The sequence below is a fragment of the Rossellomorea sp. GAMAL-10_SWC genome, from assembly GCF_049568075.1.
GTDB lineage: Bacteria > Bacillota > Bacilli > Bacillales > Bacillaceae_G > Gottfriedia.
The window spans coordinates 4,412,656-4,428,218 of sequence record NZ_CP144911.1; the positions used below are offsets into that span (position 1 = coordinate 4,412,656).

13 protein-coding genes and 1 riboswitch are annotated in these 15,563 nt (G+C 35.8%); all 13 genes read left to right on the top strand.

What is annotated here, in order from left to right; translation table 11 throughout:
• The first annotated feature begins 76 nt into the window (after positions 1-76).
• The 13 genes from V5E38_RS21430 to V5E38_RS21490 all read left to right on the top strand — a co-directional run bounded on the left by V5E38_RS21430 (position 77) and on the right by V5E38_RS21490 (position 15,334).
• Positions 77-1,327 carry an ABC transporter substrate-binding protein gene (locus V5E38_RS21430; protein ID WP_499211368.1) on the top strand — a complete coding sequence of 417 codons (1,251 nt, stop codon included), beginning with the start codon at positions 77-79 and terminating at the stop codon, positions 1,325-1,327.
• An 83-nt stretch (positions 1,328-1,410) separates the two neighbouring features.
• Positions 1,411-2,349 carry a carbohydrate ABC transporter permease gene (locus V5E38_RS21435; RefSeq protein ID WP_499213620.1) on the top strand — a complete coding sequence of 313 codons (939 nt, stop codon included), beginning with the start codon at positions 1,411-1,413 and terminating at the stop codon, positions 2,347-2,349.
• An 89-nt stretch (positions 2,350-2,438) separates the two neighbouring features.
• Positions 2,439-3,197: a carbohydrate ABC transporter permease gene (locus V5E38_RS21440; RefSeq protein ID WP_499213621.1), complete on the top strand. Its 759-nt coding sequence runs from the start codon at positions 2,439-2,441 to the stop codon at positions 3,195-3,197.
• A gap of 27 nt (positions 3,198-3,224) precedes the next feature.
• Positions 3,225-4,490 (top strand): Gfo/Idh/MocA family protein, encoded by a 1,266-nt coding sequence (locus V5E38_RS21445; protein ID WP_499213622.1) that lies wholly within the window; start codon positions 3,225-3,227, stop codon positions 4,488-4,490.
• A 100-nt stretch (positions 4,491-4,590) separates the two neighbouring features.
• Positions 4,591-5,310 carry a GntR family transcriptional regulator gene (locus tag V5E38_RS21450; protein WP_499211369.1) on the top strand — a complete coding sequence of 240 codons (720 nt, stop codon included), beginning with the start codon at positions 4,591-4,593 and terminating at the stop codon, positions 5,308-5,310.
• Positions 5,311-5,457: 147 nt separating this feature from the next.
• Positions 5,458-6,669 carry an AgaS family sugar isomerase gene (locus V5E38_RS21455; RefSeq protein WP_499211370.1) on the top strand — a complete coding sequence of 404 codons (1,212 nt, stop codon included), beginning with the start codon at positions 5,458-5,460 and terminating at the stop codon, positions 6,667-6,669.
• Positions 6,666-7,517, top strand: coding sequence for a beta/alpha barrel domain-containing protein (gene gatY, locus V5E38_RS21460; RefSeq protein ID WP_499211371.1), 852 nt, complete (start codon positions 6,666-6,668; stop codon positions 7,515-7,517). The genes V5E38_RS21455 and gatY overlap by 4 nt, the downstream gene beginning before the upstream one ends.
• 4 nt (positions 7,518-7,521) lie before the next feature.
• Complete coding sequence (locus V5E38_RS21465; RefSeq protein ID WP_499211372.1) at positions 7,522-8,457, top strand: 1-phosphofructokinase family hexose kinase; 936 nt, start codon at positions 7,522-7,524, stop codon at positions 8,455-8,457.
• Between the two features lies 1 nt (position 8,458).
• Complete coding sequence (locus V5E38_RS21470; RefSeq protein WP_499211373.1) at positions 8,459-9,391, top strand: ROK family protein; 933 nt, start codon at positions 8,459-8,461, stop codon at positions 9,389-9,391.
• Positions 9,392-9,480: 89 nt separating this feature from the next.
• Complete coding sequence (nagA, locus tag V5E38_RS21475; protein WP_499211374.1) at positions 9,481-10,632, top strand: N-acetylglucosamine-6-phosphate deacetylase; 1,152 nt, start codon at positions 9,481-9,483, stop codon at positions 10,630-10,632.
• Positions 10,633-10,971: 339 nt separating this feature from the next.
• Complete coding sequence (gene helD / locus V5E38_RS21480) at positions 10,972-13,323, top strand: RNA polymerase recycling motor HelD (protein ID WP_499211375.1); 2,352 nt, start codon at positions 10,972-10,974, stop codon at positions 13,321-13,323.
• A 170-nt stretch (positions 13,324-13,493) separates the two neighbouring features.
• A complete protein-coding gene (locus V5E38_RS21485) occupies positions 13,494-14,525 on the top strand; it encodes a DrrA family ABC transporter ATP-binding protein (protein ID WP_499211376.1) in 1,032 nt (343 codons plus the stop codon).
• Positions 14,522-15,334, top strand: a complete 813-nt coding sequence (locus V5E38_RS21490) for an ABC transporter permease (RefSeq protein WP_499211377.1) — start codon at positions 14,522-14,524, stop codon at positions 15,332-15,334. Before V5E38_RS21485 ends, V5E38_RS21490 begins: the two co-directional genes overlap by 4 nt.
• 92 nt (positions 15,335-15,426) lie before the next feature.
• A riboswitch (purine riboswitch) is annotated at positions 15,427-15,530 on the top strand.
• The last annotated feature ends 33 nt before the right edge of the window (positions 15,531-15,563 follow it).

Here is a 15,563-nt window from a genome sequence, read left to right on the forward strand (position 1 = left end):
ATTCCATATCATGATTTTTAGAGCAACTACTGGATTAAAAAGCTATTAAACTTTTAAGAGAAAGAAGGGGAATGGGATGAAAAAGTGGCTTGTTTTACTACTAACCTTGGCTTTAGGCTTACTAGGATTAGCTGGATGCGGCAGCAGTGACACATCAGGGGATGCGAAAGATGGAAAGGTTGAAATTACTTACGGTTTTTGGGATAAGAAGCAAGTTCCCGCAGTTGATGAAATTATAAAATTATTTAATGAAAAGTACCCTAATATAAAAGTGAAAACTGAGCTTACTCCATATGCACAGTATTTTCAAAAGCTAGAAACGGCTGCAACGGGTGGAGCATTGCCTGATGTTTTTTGGATGAATGGGGCACATGTAGTCCAATATGCAGAAGGTAAAGTAATTGTCCCTCTTAGTGATTTAGCATCAAAGGACAACTATAGTCTAGACAATTATCCTAAGTCATTAGTTAATCTTTATACAGTTGACGGAAAACTTTATGGGATCCCAAAAGATTTTGATATAACTGGATTTTGGTATAACAAAAAGATTTTTGATGAAGCAGGTATCCCTTACCCAGATAATACTTGGGATTGGAATAAGCTAAAAGAAGTAGCTAAGAAGCTTACTAATAAAGATAAGGGTGTTTATGGCTTTGCAGCTTTAATGGGTAACCAAGGCGGATATTATGATTTCATTTGGCAAAATGGTGGACATATTATTTCTGATGATGGCAAATCAGTCGGATTTGATCAACCTGAGGCTATTGAGGCACTTAAATACAACATTAGTTTTATAAAAGAAGGCCTTTCTCCAACACAAGCTCAAATGACAGAAACAGCACCATCGGAGTTATTCGCTTCAGGCAAAATTGCAATGATGTTTGATGGACCTTGGATGGTTCCAGAATATAAGAAAAATCCAGATTTAAATGTAGCTGTAGTACCAAAAGGAAAACAACGAGCAGTTTCTATTCATGGATTATCAAACGTGATTGCGGCAAATACGAAGCATAAAGACGCTGCTTGGAAGTTTGTGCAATTCCTAGGTTCAAAAGAAGCAGCAGAAATATATGCGAAAACTGGAACTGTCATCCCTGCTTATAATGGTACACAAGATGCTTGGTTAAAATCAGTTCCAAATTTAAATCTACAAGCCTTTATTGATGGAGTTGACTATTCCGTTCCATTACCTAGTGTGAAAAATACCGGAGAAATCTGGCAATATGAAACAGATATCTTGAAAAAGGCATGGAGTAATGAAGAAAGTGTTGAGGATGCTGCAAAAGAATTAACGAAAAAGGCAGACGAGGCACTAGCTAAGAACTAAAAAAATGAAGAGAAGAAGCTTTCTATAGCTAAAATTACTTCTTCTCTTTATTTCCCTTAAAAGGAGTGAATACAGTGAAAGAAATGCCTCTACAAGTTGAAGTGAAATCAAAAAGTAAACTAAAAATACTAAGCTTATCAAAGACGAGAAAACGATCAGATTATTTATGGGCGTATTGTATGATTGCACCAACAATGATTGGTTTAACTATTTTCTATTTGTGGCCAATCATTCAAACGATTTACTTCAGTTTTACAGAATGGGGAGCATTTGGACAATATGAATGGACAGGATTAGACAATTATAGACGAATGCTAGAAGATTCTAACCTATTACAGTCGTTTAAAAACACAGGCATTTATATCGTTTTTACGGTTCCGATTGGTATTTTTTTATCGATTCTTATAGCAGTCCTCTTAAACCAAAAAATTAAGGGAAAATCTGTTTATCGCACCTTGTATTTTTTACCTGTTATTACCATGCCAGCAGCAATCGCTATGGTTTGGAGATGGTTATATAATTCTGATTATGGGCTCCTAAATTATCTTTTATCCATCTTTGGAATAAAAGGTCCACAATGGGTAAGTGATCCAAAAATTGCACTGTATTCAATTATTGTAGTAGCAATTTGGAGTGGACTTGGTTACAACATGGTTATTTTTCTTTCAGGACTACAAGGGATTCCAAGATCATATTACGAAGCAGCGGAGATAGATGGTGCAGGGCCAATCAAGGTCTTCTTTAAAATAACACTACCGTTACTTTCCCCGATTATATTCTTCGTTACAATCATGTCCTTTATTGGAGCGTTCCAAGTGTTTGATTTAATTTTTATGATGATTGGCAAAAGCAGTACAGCACTCGAAAATACTCAATCAATTGTGTACTTATTTTATCAGCATGCATTCGTGTTAAATGATAAAGGTTATGCTGCTGCAATTGCAGTTTTACTACTAATCATTATTTTAATCATTACAGCAATTCAAATGGTTTTACAAAAGAAATGGGTTCATTATGATTGAAGGAGGAGTAACCATTGGAGAAAGCAAGATACCAGATCACAAGTAAAACAATCTTAATTCATTTAATCCTAATTGTCGGCGCCTTGGCGATGGTCTTCCCTTTTATATGGATGTTACTAACTTCATTAAAAACTTATGCTGAGTCGATTCATGTTCCACCTGTTATTGTTCCAACGCACTTTCAATGGGTGAATTATAAAGATGTTTTTGATTTACTACCATTCTTTAAATTTATGTTTAATACGCTAATCATTACAGTGATTCGCACGATTGGACAATTATTATTTTGTTCTTTAGCCGCGTATGCATTTGCAAGAATCGAATTTCCGGGAAGAAACATTCTTTTTTTAATCGCATTATCAGTGTTAATGGTACCTGGGCAAGTCTTTTTATTGCCACAATATATGATCATGGTGAAATTAGGGTGGTTAAACACTTTACAAGCGGTAGTCGTTCCAGGTTTATTTAGCGCATTTGGTACATTCCTTTTAAGACAATTTTTTATGGGGTTACCAAAGGAATTAGAAGAAGCAGCTAGATTAGATGGCTGTAATCATTTCCAAATTTACTGGAAAATCATGCTTCCTTTAGCAAAGCCAGGTTTAGTTGCTTTAGGTATATTTACAACGCTTTGGAGCTGGAATGAATTAATGTGGCCAATGATTGTTAATAGCTCACCAGAATCAATGACGTTGTCTGTCGGTTTGTCATCATTACAAGGACAATATTTAACCAACTATCCAGTTTTAATGGCAGGATCATTTTTAGCCATTTTACCAATGCTTATTTTATTTATGATCTTACAAAAACAATTTATTGAAGGTATTGCAGTTACAGGAAGTAAATAAAAATCTTACAATGCTTGGAGGAAACTAATTATGAAAGCAGCTTTAATAGGCGCGGGAAGTAGAGGATTTTATGCATACGGATCATATGCTTTACAGTATCCACACGAAATTCAATTCATTGCTGTAGCGGAACCAAATAAAGAAAAAAGAGAAAAGTTCGCGGAAGCTCACAATATCCCTGAAAATATGAGATTTGAAGACTGGACTGAGCTATTAGAAAAAGAACAGCTATGTGAGGCCCTATTAATTTGTAGTCCAGATCGGAACCATTATAAGCCCGTTATGAAGGCAATTGAAAAAGGTTATAGTATTTTATTAGAAAAACCGATGTCACCAGAACCAATTGAGACGTTAGAAATAGCGGAAGCGGCAGAAAAGCATAATACATTATTAACAGTTTGTCATGTTATGAGATATGCGCCATTTTATCAAGCATTAAAAGAAGTTGTTGATCGTAAAGTAATCGGTGACATCGTATCGATCCAGTGGAATGAGAATGTAGGTTACTTTCATCAAGCTCATAGTTTTGTACGTGGTAACTGGAGCAATTCGTCTGAATCTAGCTCAATGCTCTTACAAAAAAGCTGCCACGATATGGATATGCTTGCGTGGCTAATTGGTACAGAGTGCAAGAGTGTATCTTCATATGGAAGTTTAACTTACTTTAAAAAAGAAAACGCACCAGAAGGTTCAACACATCGCTGTTTGGATGGTTGTAAGGTAGAAAAGGAATGTCCTTATTCAGCAGCTAAATGGTATTTACACGACCGTGATGTTTGGCCAGCAAATGTTATTTCAGCAAGTTCAAGTCTTGATAGTAGACTTAAGGCAATTCAAGAGGGACCATATGGTCGCTGCGTGTATCACTGTGACAATGATGTTGTTGACCATCAAGTAGTCAATTTATTATTTGAAAATGACGTAACAGTTGCATTTACGATGACAGCATTTACAAATGAAACATTCCGCAACTTCAAAATTATGGGAACAAAAGGCGAAATAATTGGAAATGATGCTAAAAATGAAATTGAAATTAATTATTTTTCAGGTAAGAAAGAGTTAATTAAGCCATCAACTGTAGATGGTGGGCATATGGGAGCCGACACAAGTATTATGGCTGATTTTATTCAACGTGTTACTAAGAAGGACAAAGGCAGCTTAACATCAGCTATCGTATCAGCTAAAAGTCATATGATCGCTTATGCTGCAGAAGAATCAAGAGTTTCAGGAACAATGATTTCACTAGATGATTATGAGAAAAAATTAAGAATGACAGAAGAGAGAGTTTTGTAGTAAATTCCGTTGCGACATAAGGTGGTATCTTTTTCAATATTATGTATAATAGATGTATATTAAACTGGTTATGACAAAGATACCACTAAAGGAGCTAATCATGGTAGAAAAGGATTCCCGACTTCCTCTTTATTATCAATTAATGGATATTTTATTAGAAAAAATCGAATCAAGTGAACTTGCTGAAAACGATCAGCTACCATCTGAACGAGAATTATGTGACACGTATAAAGTTAGCCGTACAACGGTAAGACAGACGATGCAAGAGCTTGAAAAACAAGGCTATATTTATAAAGTTCATGGCAAGGGGACATATGTTTCTCCAAGAACGTATAACCAAAGTCTTGTAAAATTCTATAGTTTTACGGAAGAAATGAAAAAAGCGGGGAAAATCCCAACGACAACGGTCGTTTCTTTTGAAAAAATCAATTGTGACAGTAAAGTAGCAAAGGTCATGGATCTATCGGTAGAAGAAGAGGTATTTAAGATTGTTCGGTTAAGACTTGCAGAGCAGGAACCGATGTTATACGAAACCTCTTATGTACCTGTAAAGGACTTTAAAAATCTTTCGAGTGAAGAATTGCAACATACGCCGATGTATGAAATCTTCAGAACTCAATACAATGTGAATATTTCCAGCGCTTTAGAAAGCTTTATGGCTGTTAGTGCAAATAAAGTGGAGTCAGAAATGTTAAACATAATCGAAGGTGCACCATGTCTAATGCTTAAACGAGTAACTTACGATCAAAGCAAAGTAATTGAATATACAATCTCTATTGCAAGAGGGGATAAATTTACTTATACAGTAGAGCTGAAATAGACACTTCAGGCTGGCCGCCAAAGCTGGCTGGCAAAGTCTGAAAACCAGCTTTTATGGTTTTTTCTACACCTAAAAATAGATACAGAAGTATCTATTTAATCCAACTGGTAATGATGACATTAACAGTTAAAAATAGGAGGAAATAGTATGGAGCTATTAAAATCGAGTGAATATGAAAGAATGAATGTTGGCGCGGGCCATACAGCAAAAGAAATAGCCCAGCAACCTAGATTATGGAACGAAACAAAGGATATTCTTTTATTTAATAGAGACCGAATTCTTACATTTTTAAAGAGCGTTAAAAATAAACACGATCAGCTACGAATTATTTTAACTGGTGCGGGTACATCTGCATTTGTTGGTGACACAGTCCTTCCTTATTTAAAACAAACCGTTAACAACAAAAAAATAGTAGTAGAGAGTATTGCTACGACAAATATTGTGTCAAATCCATATTCTTATTTAAGCAAGGACCTTCCGACAATTATGATTTCATTTGCTCGTTCAGGAAATAGTCCAGAGAGCTTGGCTGCTATTCATTTAGGAGAACAAGTTATAGATGATTTTTATGGAATCGTTTTTACATGTAACCAAGATGGGCTACTGGCTCAAAAGAAGAAAAATGATCACAATCATTTAGTCATCTATATGCCAGAAGAAGCAAATGACCAAGGATTTGCAATGACGAGTAGTTTTACGACGATGCTTTTCTCAGCTTTACTTCTTTTCAATATTGATCAGATTCATACGTGGGAGAAGAAAGTTGATGAGCTTATACAAGCTGGCCATTCAATTATTAGCGGGAGCGAGCAAAGTATTAAACAGTTGGCGAATTCGTCTTTTCAAAAAGTAGTTTATTTAGGCTCAGGAGTTTTTGAAGGATTGGCACGAGAAGCATCATTAAAATTGTTGGAGTTAACAGGCGGGACAATACCTTCTACTTTTGATACTTCATTAGGTTTTAGACATGGCCCTAAGTCTATTTTAGATAAAGATACTGTTGTATTTGTATTTTTATCTTCTAACCCTTATACAAGACAGTACGATCTCGACATTTTAGAAGAGATTTACAAAGAAACCAATCGAGGGAAAGTAGTAGCAATTTCATCTTTAAAGGATCAGGTTGCTGAAGAATATAGTGATCTTTTCTATTATGTAGATCTTCCTAAAATTAATGAGGATATTTTTCTAACCTTCCCTTTTATCTTATACGCACAAACTTTTGCTATGTATAAATCTATTAATCTCGGCTTTTCTCCAGATAACCCTTCTCCATTAGGAGTAGTTAACAGAGTTGTTAAAGGAGTTACGATTCACCCTTTTGCAAATGAGATGAAGAATGGAGGAGATTTATCTTGATTACATCAAGAAGTACGATTCTTTTAGATGCACAAACAAATGGCTACGCAGTTCCAGCATTTAATATTCATAACTTAGAAACAATGAAAACAGTTTTAGAAACAGCTCAGGAGCTGCGTTCACCGGTTTTGATTGCAGCTACACCAAGTACAGTTAGTTATATGGGGGAAGAGTTTCTAATTAGTATGATGGAAGCTGCAAAAAAAAGATACGATATTCCAATTTGTTTTCATTTAGATCACCATGAAAAAGTTAAGGATATTAAAACTTTAATTGATAGTGGAATTCACTCAGTCATGATTGATGCTTCTCACCATGACTTTGAAGAAAATATTCGAATCGTGCGTGAAGTAGTCGATTATGCTTCTTCATTTGGAGTTTCTGTGGAGGCGGAGCTTGGCCGACTAAGTGGGGTAGAAGATGATCTTGAAGTGGATGAAAAGGATCAAATTTATACAAATCCAGCACAAGCTAAAGAATTTGTTTCAAGAACAGGAATTGACTCGTTAGCTGTTGCCATTGGAACGGCCCACGGTCTATATAAAGGAGAACCTAAATTAGATATTGAACGATTAAGTGCAATCCAAAGAGAAGTTGATATTCCGCTAGTTCTTCATGGAGCTTCGGGCTTACCAGATGAATTAGTACAAAAAACGATTAAAAATGGCATATGTAAAGTAAATATTGCTACTGAATTAAAAATAGCTTTTGCTAATGGGTTACGTGGTTACTTAAATGAACATCCAGATGCCAATGACCCTAGATATTATTTTAAAGATGCAGTAAGAGAAATGAAAATAGTCGTTACTGATAAAATTAAAATGTGCGGTAGTGTGAATCGGGGTTAGAAAAATGATTGCTACAATTACATTAAACCCAGCTATTGATATTCGGTATAATCTTCCCGTCTTTCAATTAGATGGCGTAAATCGTGTTACAGCTATAGATAAAACAGCTGGTGGTAAAGGACTTAATGTTTCACGTGTATTATCTCAACTAGGGGCTAAGGTTACTTGTACCGGGTTTTTAGGTGGAAAAAGTGGCGAGTGGATAGCTGGTCAACTCCAAAATTACAATTTAATTAATCGTTTTGTAGGAATAAAAGGAGAGACAAGATTTTGTATAGCAATTGAATCTAAAGAAGATCATACAGAAATTCTTGAACAAGGGCCAGCGATATTGGAGAATGAAAGAGAAGAATTTTTGAAATATTTTGATACGATTCTAGAATCGAATAACTATATTGTAGGTTCTGGCAGCTTACCACATGGAATCAACTCTGATTTTTATAGAGGCCTAATAGAAAAAACAAAACAAAAAGAGAAGTATTTTCTTTTAGATTCAAGTGGAGAATCACTAGCCCATGGCATAAAGGGTAAGCCTTTTTTAATTAAGCCGAACAGAGAAGAGTTTTGCAAGTTGATCGGGTTAAACCAATTATCAATAGAGGATATGATCTGGCACGCCCGAGAAATATGCCAAAAGGGTACCCAATACGTTTTACTTTCTTTAGGAAAAGAAGGTGCTCTTTTAATTAGCAAAAGCATCACACTGCAGGCGGTTATTCCAACTTTGACAGATGTGCACCAAGTTGGATCAGGAGATAGTATGCTTGCAGGCTTTGCCTTTGCTCATTCGAAAGGTTATTCAATTGAAGATATTTTAAAGTGGTCATGTGCCTGCGGAATATCTAATGCTGCCTCAGAGCGGACTGGATCAGTTGAATTAACAAAAGTTCAACATTATTTTAAGCTAATTAGGGTGAAGGAGTTAACAGGGGGTGATTAAGGTGGAAAATATAGTTTGTTTTGATATCGGGGGTACATTTATCAAATTTGGACTAATAAATCGTAATGGGCAAATCGTTTACAAAGATAAAGTACCGACACCTAAAAGTAATATACAAAAGCTGCTTCCTGAACTTTTAGCTGAGAAAATAAAAAAGCTCCAAAATGATTTTTTAATAGCAGGAATCGGAATTTCCTCATGTGGTCTTGTAAATCATGAAACAGGTGAAATTTTATTCTCCAACAATATACCCGACTATTCAGGAATGAAGCTAGGCGAAATACTATTCAACTTATTTAAATTACCCGTTAGTGTAGAAAATGATGTGAAAAGTGCTTGCATCGGTGAAATGTGGAAAGGTGCAATTCAAGGGAAGAAAGATGTAGTTTTTCTGACATTAGGAACAGGTATTGGAAGCACCATTATCATTGATGGGAAGATTGTAAGCGGATCTCGTCATTTAGCTGGTGAACTAGGTCATATCGTCATCATTAATAACGGACGTACTTGTGGTTGCGGACGGAGAGGATGCTTTGAAAGATACGCTGCTACTTCAGCCTTAGTAAGTGATTTTATTGATGAAAAGAACAAAAATGGTGAGACTATGGAGAAAATCTCTGGAGAAGAAATCTTGGCTCTAGTAGAAGAAGGAGATTCAATTGCTACCGGCGTATATAAAAAGTTTATCTATTATATAAGCATTGGTCTATCAAATATAGTCCATCTTCTGAACCCAGAGGCAATTATTATCGGGGGAGGAATAGCTGAGCAAGGAGACCGATTTATTCAAGACATCAACTCTGAGATTAAAAAGGAAACCATGCCAATTTATCATCAAGAAACAATCGTATTTCCTTCGATTCTTGGGAATGATGCCGGGCTGTATGGAGCATGTTATTTAACTTTAAAAAAATTAAACTACTTACACGTATAAGTTTTAAGCAAACAGGCAGCATCCTATTTGGTGTTGCCTATTCTTCTTTAAGAAAAAGTATTCCTGCGAACAATAGAGGGGGAAGTTTTATGAAAGCAATTAAGGTAGAAAAGGTATATACACCCGATAAAGTAATTGAAGCTGGCTATATACTGATTAATAACGGAAAAATAAATGGTGTAACAACGAATAAACCCACCTGTGAAATTTTGGATTATTCTAGTTTTGTAGCCATTCCAGGCATGATTGATTTACATATTCATGGAATTGCTGGAAATGACACGATGGATGGTAGTATACAATCATTACAAGAAATGTCTATGTCGCTTGCACGTCATGGGGTTACGGGGTTTTTGCCAACTACACTGACTCATGATTTCGAAAAAATTAAAAAAGCTGTAATGACCGTAAGTGAGGCGATAGGACAGACAGAAGGAGCGGAGATCATTGGATCGTATGTTGAAGGCCCATATATTACAACTGAGCATCGTGGTGCTCATCCGGTCAAGTATATTCGTGAACTAAATACTGATGAGTTAATTGAACTCATAAAGGTTTCCAATAATACAGTTAAAGTGATCACAATAGCTCCAGAAAAAGAACATGCAAATGAAGCTATTAAATTGCTAACAGATAAAGGAATCCACGTGTCTATAGGGCATACAAATGCAGACTATGACACAACGAATAAAGCAATTGAACATGGGGCAAGAATTTCTGTTCACACTTTTAACGGCATGAGAGGATTCAATCATCGTGATCCTGGGTGTCTTGGTGCCCTTCTAACAAATGATCAATGTTATTGTGAATGTATAGCAGATTTACAGCATGTCCACCCGGGAGCAATTAAGCTGCTATACAAAGCAAAAGGAACAGAACGGATATTTTTAATAAGTGATTCAATGGCAGCTGCTGATTTACCAGATGGATATTATACGCTTGGTACATTAGATGTTAAAGTGGAAAATAAAATTGCTCGAACAGTAGAAACAGGCTCATTAGCTGGCAGCACGACTAATTTAATGGAGTGTTTAAAAAATGTAAAAGACGTTTTAGAGTTGCCTTTAGAAACTATTTTACCGATGGTCAGTCTTAATCAAGCAAAATTACTTAATATTGATTATGAAGTTGGAAGTATAGAATGTGGAAAAAAAGCAAATATCGTCTTAATTGATCGTCAGTTTAATGTTCAAGCTACTATTGTGAATGGAGTATTTGTATTTAGGAATGTCCATAAATAATATGAGGTTTCTGAATAAAGAAGAAATATTTTATAAAGGTAACAAATTGAAGTATGTATAGAAGAAATTAATAAATAATAAGGATGACCTTACTATAAGTGATTAAATAATCATTTTTGGGTAGGTCATTTTGCTTTTTTGAGTATGCGAAAATTAGTAATTGAGATGAAATAATGATGTTTTCAAACGAGGACTATTGCCTAAAAGATAAAAACGTGGTAGATTAATACAGTATATATAGTAGAAAAAACACAGAGGTCATATTTTCCCTACTTTAATTTTACTATACAAATCCTCTTGAGTCAACCCCCATTTTTATCTTTTAAAGGAGTGCATGAAATGAACAACGAACTTCAAAAAGAACAAGTAAGAGTAAATGCTGTACTAGATCTAATTACGGACAAAATTAGTAAATTAACAGACGAAACAGCCCAACGAAGAAACGAAGTCATCAATGTTCGTAAAAACTTTTGGGATGAGGTTAAAGTTAATACGGATAGCTTTGATGACTATTTAGAGACGGTTATTAGTTTAAGACAACAATCTCAACTTTTGGCGATCGGCCAAATTAATCATAAGCAATCTTCAAATCGATTATCAGCACTTCGTCGAATGAAAGAAGTCCCTTATTTTGGTCGCATTAACTTTACAGAAGAAGGTATGTCTGAAACGGAGCGTATTTATATTGGCGTTTCAACTCTAATGGATGAAACTGGTGAGAATATTTTAGTTTATGATTGGAGGGCCCCAGTTTCGAGCGTTTACTATGATTATCCACCAGGTCCTGCTGAGTATGATACACCTGGGGGAAAAGTGAGTGGCGTATTAGACCAAAAATGGCAATACATTATACGGAACGGTGTAATTGAATCAATGTTCGATACAAGTCTCACGATAGGTGATGAGATTCTGCAGCATGTGCTAGGCAAAGGTACAAATAAGCATATGAGAAGCATAGTAGCCAGCATTCAAAAAGAACAAAATCAGATTATTCGTTATGACAAAGGTAGATTATTGATTGTTCAAGGGGCGGCTGGTAGCGGAAAGACATCTGCAGCTTTACAAAGGATCGCATATTTGCTCTATAAATATAGAAATTGGATAAAAGCAGATCAAATTATCTTATTTTCTCCTAACGCAATGTTTAATAACTACGTATCGAGGGTTTTACCTGAACTAGGTGAAGAAAATATGCAACAAGTTACATTCCAAGAGTATTTAGTTCATAGGCTTAGTGATGCGTTCAAAGTTGAGGATAATTATGAGCAACTAGAATACGTGTTAACTGCTATAGATGATCCTTCCTATAAGACTAGGACTTCAAGCATTCGATTTAAAGCCTCAACTCATTTCTTTGAGACGATTAAGGCATACAGACAATCATTGGAATTATCCGGCATGGTTTTTAGGGGATTTAAATTTAGAGGCAAACCAGTCGTTACAGCTAAACAAATATATGAAAGATTTTATAGCACTGACACTTCTTTAAAATTTAACAACCGATTAGAGAAGTTGACGGAATGGTTAAACAAACAAATCAATGAAATGGAAAAGCAAGAATTGAAAAAAACATGGGTACAGGACGAAATCGAGTTACTCAGCAAAGATGATTATCAAAAAGCATATAAGTACTTACAGAAAAAACAATCTAAAGAAGATTCATTCGATGACTACGAACAAGAAACTAAAGTATTAGGTCGAATGGTCGTTCGTAAAAAGCTAAAACCACTACGTGAATGGGTTAGAGGATTGCGTTTCATTGACATAAAGGGTGTTTATAAACAGTTATTTTCCAATCCAACTCAAATTGAACAATGGATCGAAGGCGATACTCCTGAGAATTGGGAGGACATATGTCAGTTAACATTAAAAATGTTAGATGAAGGTAAATTGTTTTATGAGGATGCTACGCCGTATTTACTTTTAAAAGAATTGGTTCAAGGCTTCCAATCAAATGTTACGATTAAATTTGTACTCGTAGATGAAGCTCAAGATTATTCTCCTTTCCAATTTGAGTTTTTGAAGAGATTGTTTCCTTCTGCAAAGATGACTGTTTTAGGTGACTTTAATCAGGCGATCTTTGCGCATGCCAGTGAAATGGGAGATTTTAATGTCCTTAAAGGCCTATATGGGCCAGATGAAACAAAAGTGATTAATCTGACACGCAGTTACAGATCGACAAAACCAATTGTAGAGTTCACACGTAGACTCATACCTGGAGGAGATTTAATTACACCTTTTGAACGAGTTGGGAATAAGCCTGTGTTAACGCAGTTATCTAATCGTGAAGATTTGCATAGTCATATTGCATCTAAAATCGAAGACTTAAAGAAAAGTGAATTTAATACAATTGCTGTCATTTGCAAATCTGCTGAAGAAAGTTTAGCGGCATATGAAGCATTAAAAGATGTAGAAGGAATCAAGCATGTGAAGAGAAACTCAGTTGAATATGAACAGGGTGTAGTCATTATTCCTGCGTATTTGGCAAAAGGAATTGAATTCGATGCAGTGATTATTTATGATGCATCAGCTCAAGTTTATGGAGATGAGCGTCTCCAAAGACTATTCTATACTGCATGTACAAGAGCGATGCATCAGTTACATTTATATAGCTTAGGCAAAGCGACTCCTTTTTTACATGATATAGATTCAGAGTTTCTACTATTAAATCAGACGATCGCTCACGATTAACTTTAAAAACTTCCCTTACGTAAATTAAGGGAAGTTTTTTGTTTTTAGAGTGAACGCTAGTTTCTCTAGCTTGTAACTATTCGTAAAGAAAATTTTTATTTAAAGTTCATACTTAATTCATAATTGGTCGATATATTCAACTTGTAATAAGTCGTAAAGGAGGAAGTAAATTGGAATATTTAAATAAAAAAACAATTACCCCAAATAACGGAGATTTAGCTGTTGAAGCGAGTGGTTTAGTGAAAATATTTGGTGAAAATCGTGCGGTTGATGGAGTGGATTTAAACGTTCGTGCTGGAAGTATTTACGGTGTACTTGGTCCAAATGGTGCAGGGAAAACAACGACAATTAGAATGCTGGCTACACTACTTAGACAAGATGCAGGTACTGCACGCATATTCGGACATGATGTTTTAAAAGAAGCTCAAATTGTGCGTCAATTAATTGGTGTTACTGGTCAGTACGCTTCAGTTGATGAGTCACTAAGTGCTACAGAGAATCTTATTATATTCTCCAGATTACTAGGTCTAAGTAGAGCGGAATCGCGAAAGAAAGCAGCAGATTTGTTAGAGGAGTTTGGCTTAACGGAAGCAGCAAAGCGCCCATTAAAAAACTTCTCAGGTGGAATGCGTCGAAGATTAGATTTGGCTGCAAGTTTAATTGCTCAGCCACCACTTATCTTCTTAGATGAGCCGACAACTGGTTTAGACCCTCGTACTAGAAATCAAATGTGGGATACCATTCGTCGTTTAGTAAAAGAAGGTTCAACAGTTCTATTAACAACACAATATCTTCAAGAGGCGGATGAACTAGCTGATCGAATTGCAGTAATAGATCGCGGTCATGTAGTTGCGGAAGGTACTGTTGATGAATTGAAGGCTTCAGTCGGTAGTTCATCGTTACAATTAAAAATTCAAAATATAAAAGATGTTCAAAAGGCGCGTCAGACAGTAGAACATGTACTAAAAGTAAAATCCAATATCACATTAGTAGAAGGAAAGATTACTGCACCTATGGCGGATGCTGACCGAGTAACCGACCTACTAATCGCCTTACGTGATGAAGGGATTCATTTAGCTGAAATGAGTGTACAAAAGCCGACTCTTGATGAAGTATTCCTTACGATTACTGGTAACAGCGTAGATGATGATGGATCAAAGGAGTCAGCTAAAACAAAAGAAATGGAGGGAGTAAGGGTATGAGCACTTCAATAAAACGAGTTGCTTATCGTGAATTAAAAAATAAAACTAGCATTAGTCAATCAGTAAAAAATTCATTTACGATGGCTTATCGTGGTCTACTAAAAATAAAACGTACACCAGAACAATTATTTGATGTTACGTTACAACCTATTATTTTTACACTTATGTTTACTTATATCTTTGGTGGAGCAATCTCTGGGAATGTTAAGAGTTATTTACCGGTAATCATACCAGGAATCTTAGTACAGACGGTCATTACTACTTCGATTGTTACAGGTGTCCAATTGCGTGAAGATATGGATAAAGGTGTATTCGATCGATTCAAGTCGCTGCCGATTGCACGAATTGCACCACTGGCTGGAGCCTTATTGGCGGATACGATACGTTATACGATTGCTACTGTTCTTACTTTCACTATGGGGTATATAATGGGATATCGCCCTGAAGGTGGCTTGGGCTTTGTCATCTTAGCTGGACTACTTGTAATTGTATGTTCATGGGCGATTAGCTGGATTTTTGCCTTTTTTGGAGTAATTGCACGAACAGCGTCAAGTGTACAAGGGATTTCTATGCTAGCACTATTTCCATTAACATTCCTTTCAAATGCCTTTGTACCAGTCGATACAATGCCAAATTGGCTTCAATGGTTTGTGAAAATAAACCCAATTTCACATCTGATTACTGCTGTAAGAAATCTTACGAACACAGGAACTGCAGGTTCGGATCTAATCATTTCGCTTATTGGAGCTGCTGTAATTGTAGCCATTTTTGCACCGCTAACTGTAAAAGCTTATATGCGTAGAACATAATAGAAGGTGTTCCATTAGTTTTTTTCTAATGGAGCACCTTTTCTTAGCATTTTCTACTTGAAAATATTGAATAGCATGTGTAACATAATCAAGGTACAAATATATAAATAACTCATATAATCATGGGGATATGGCCCATAAGTTTCTACCGGACGACCAATATAATCGACCGACTATGAGTGAAAGCACATCTAGGGTTCCGCATTATTGTATAAGTAAAATGGCTGGT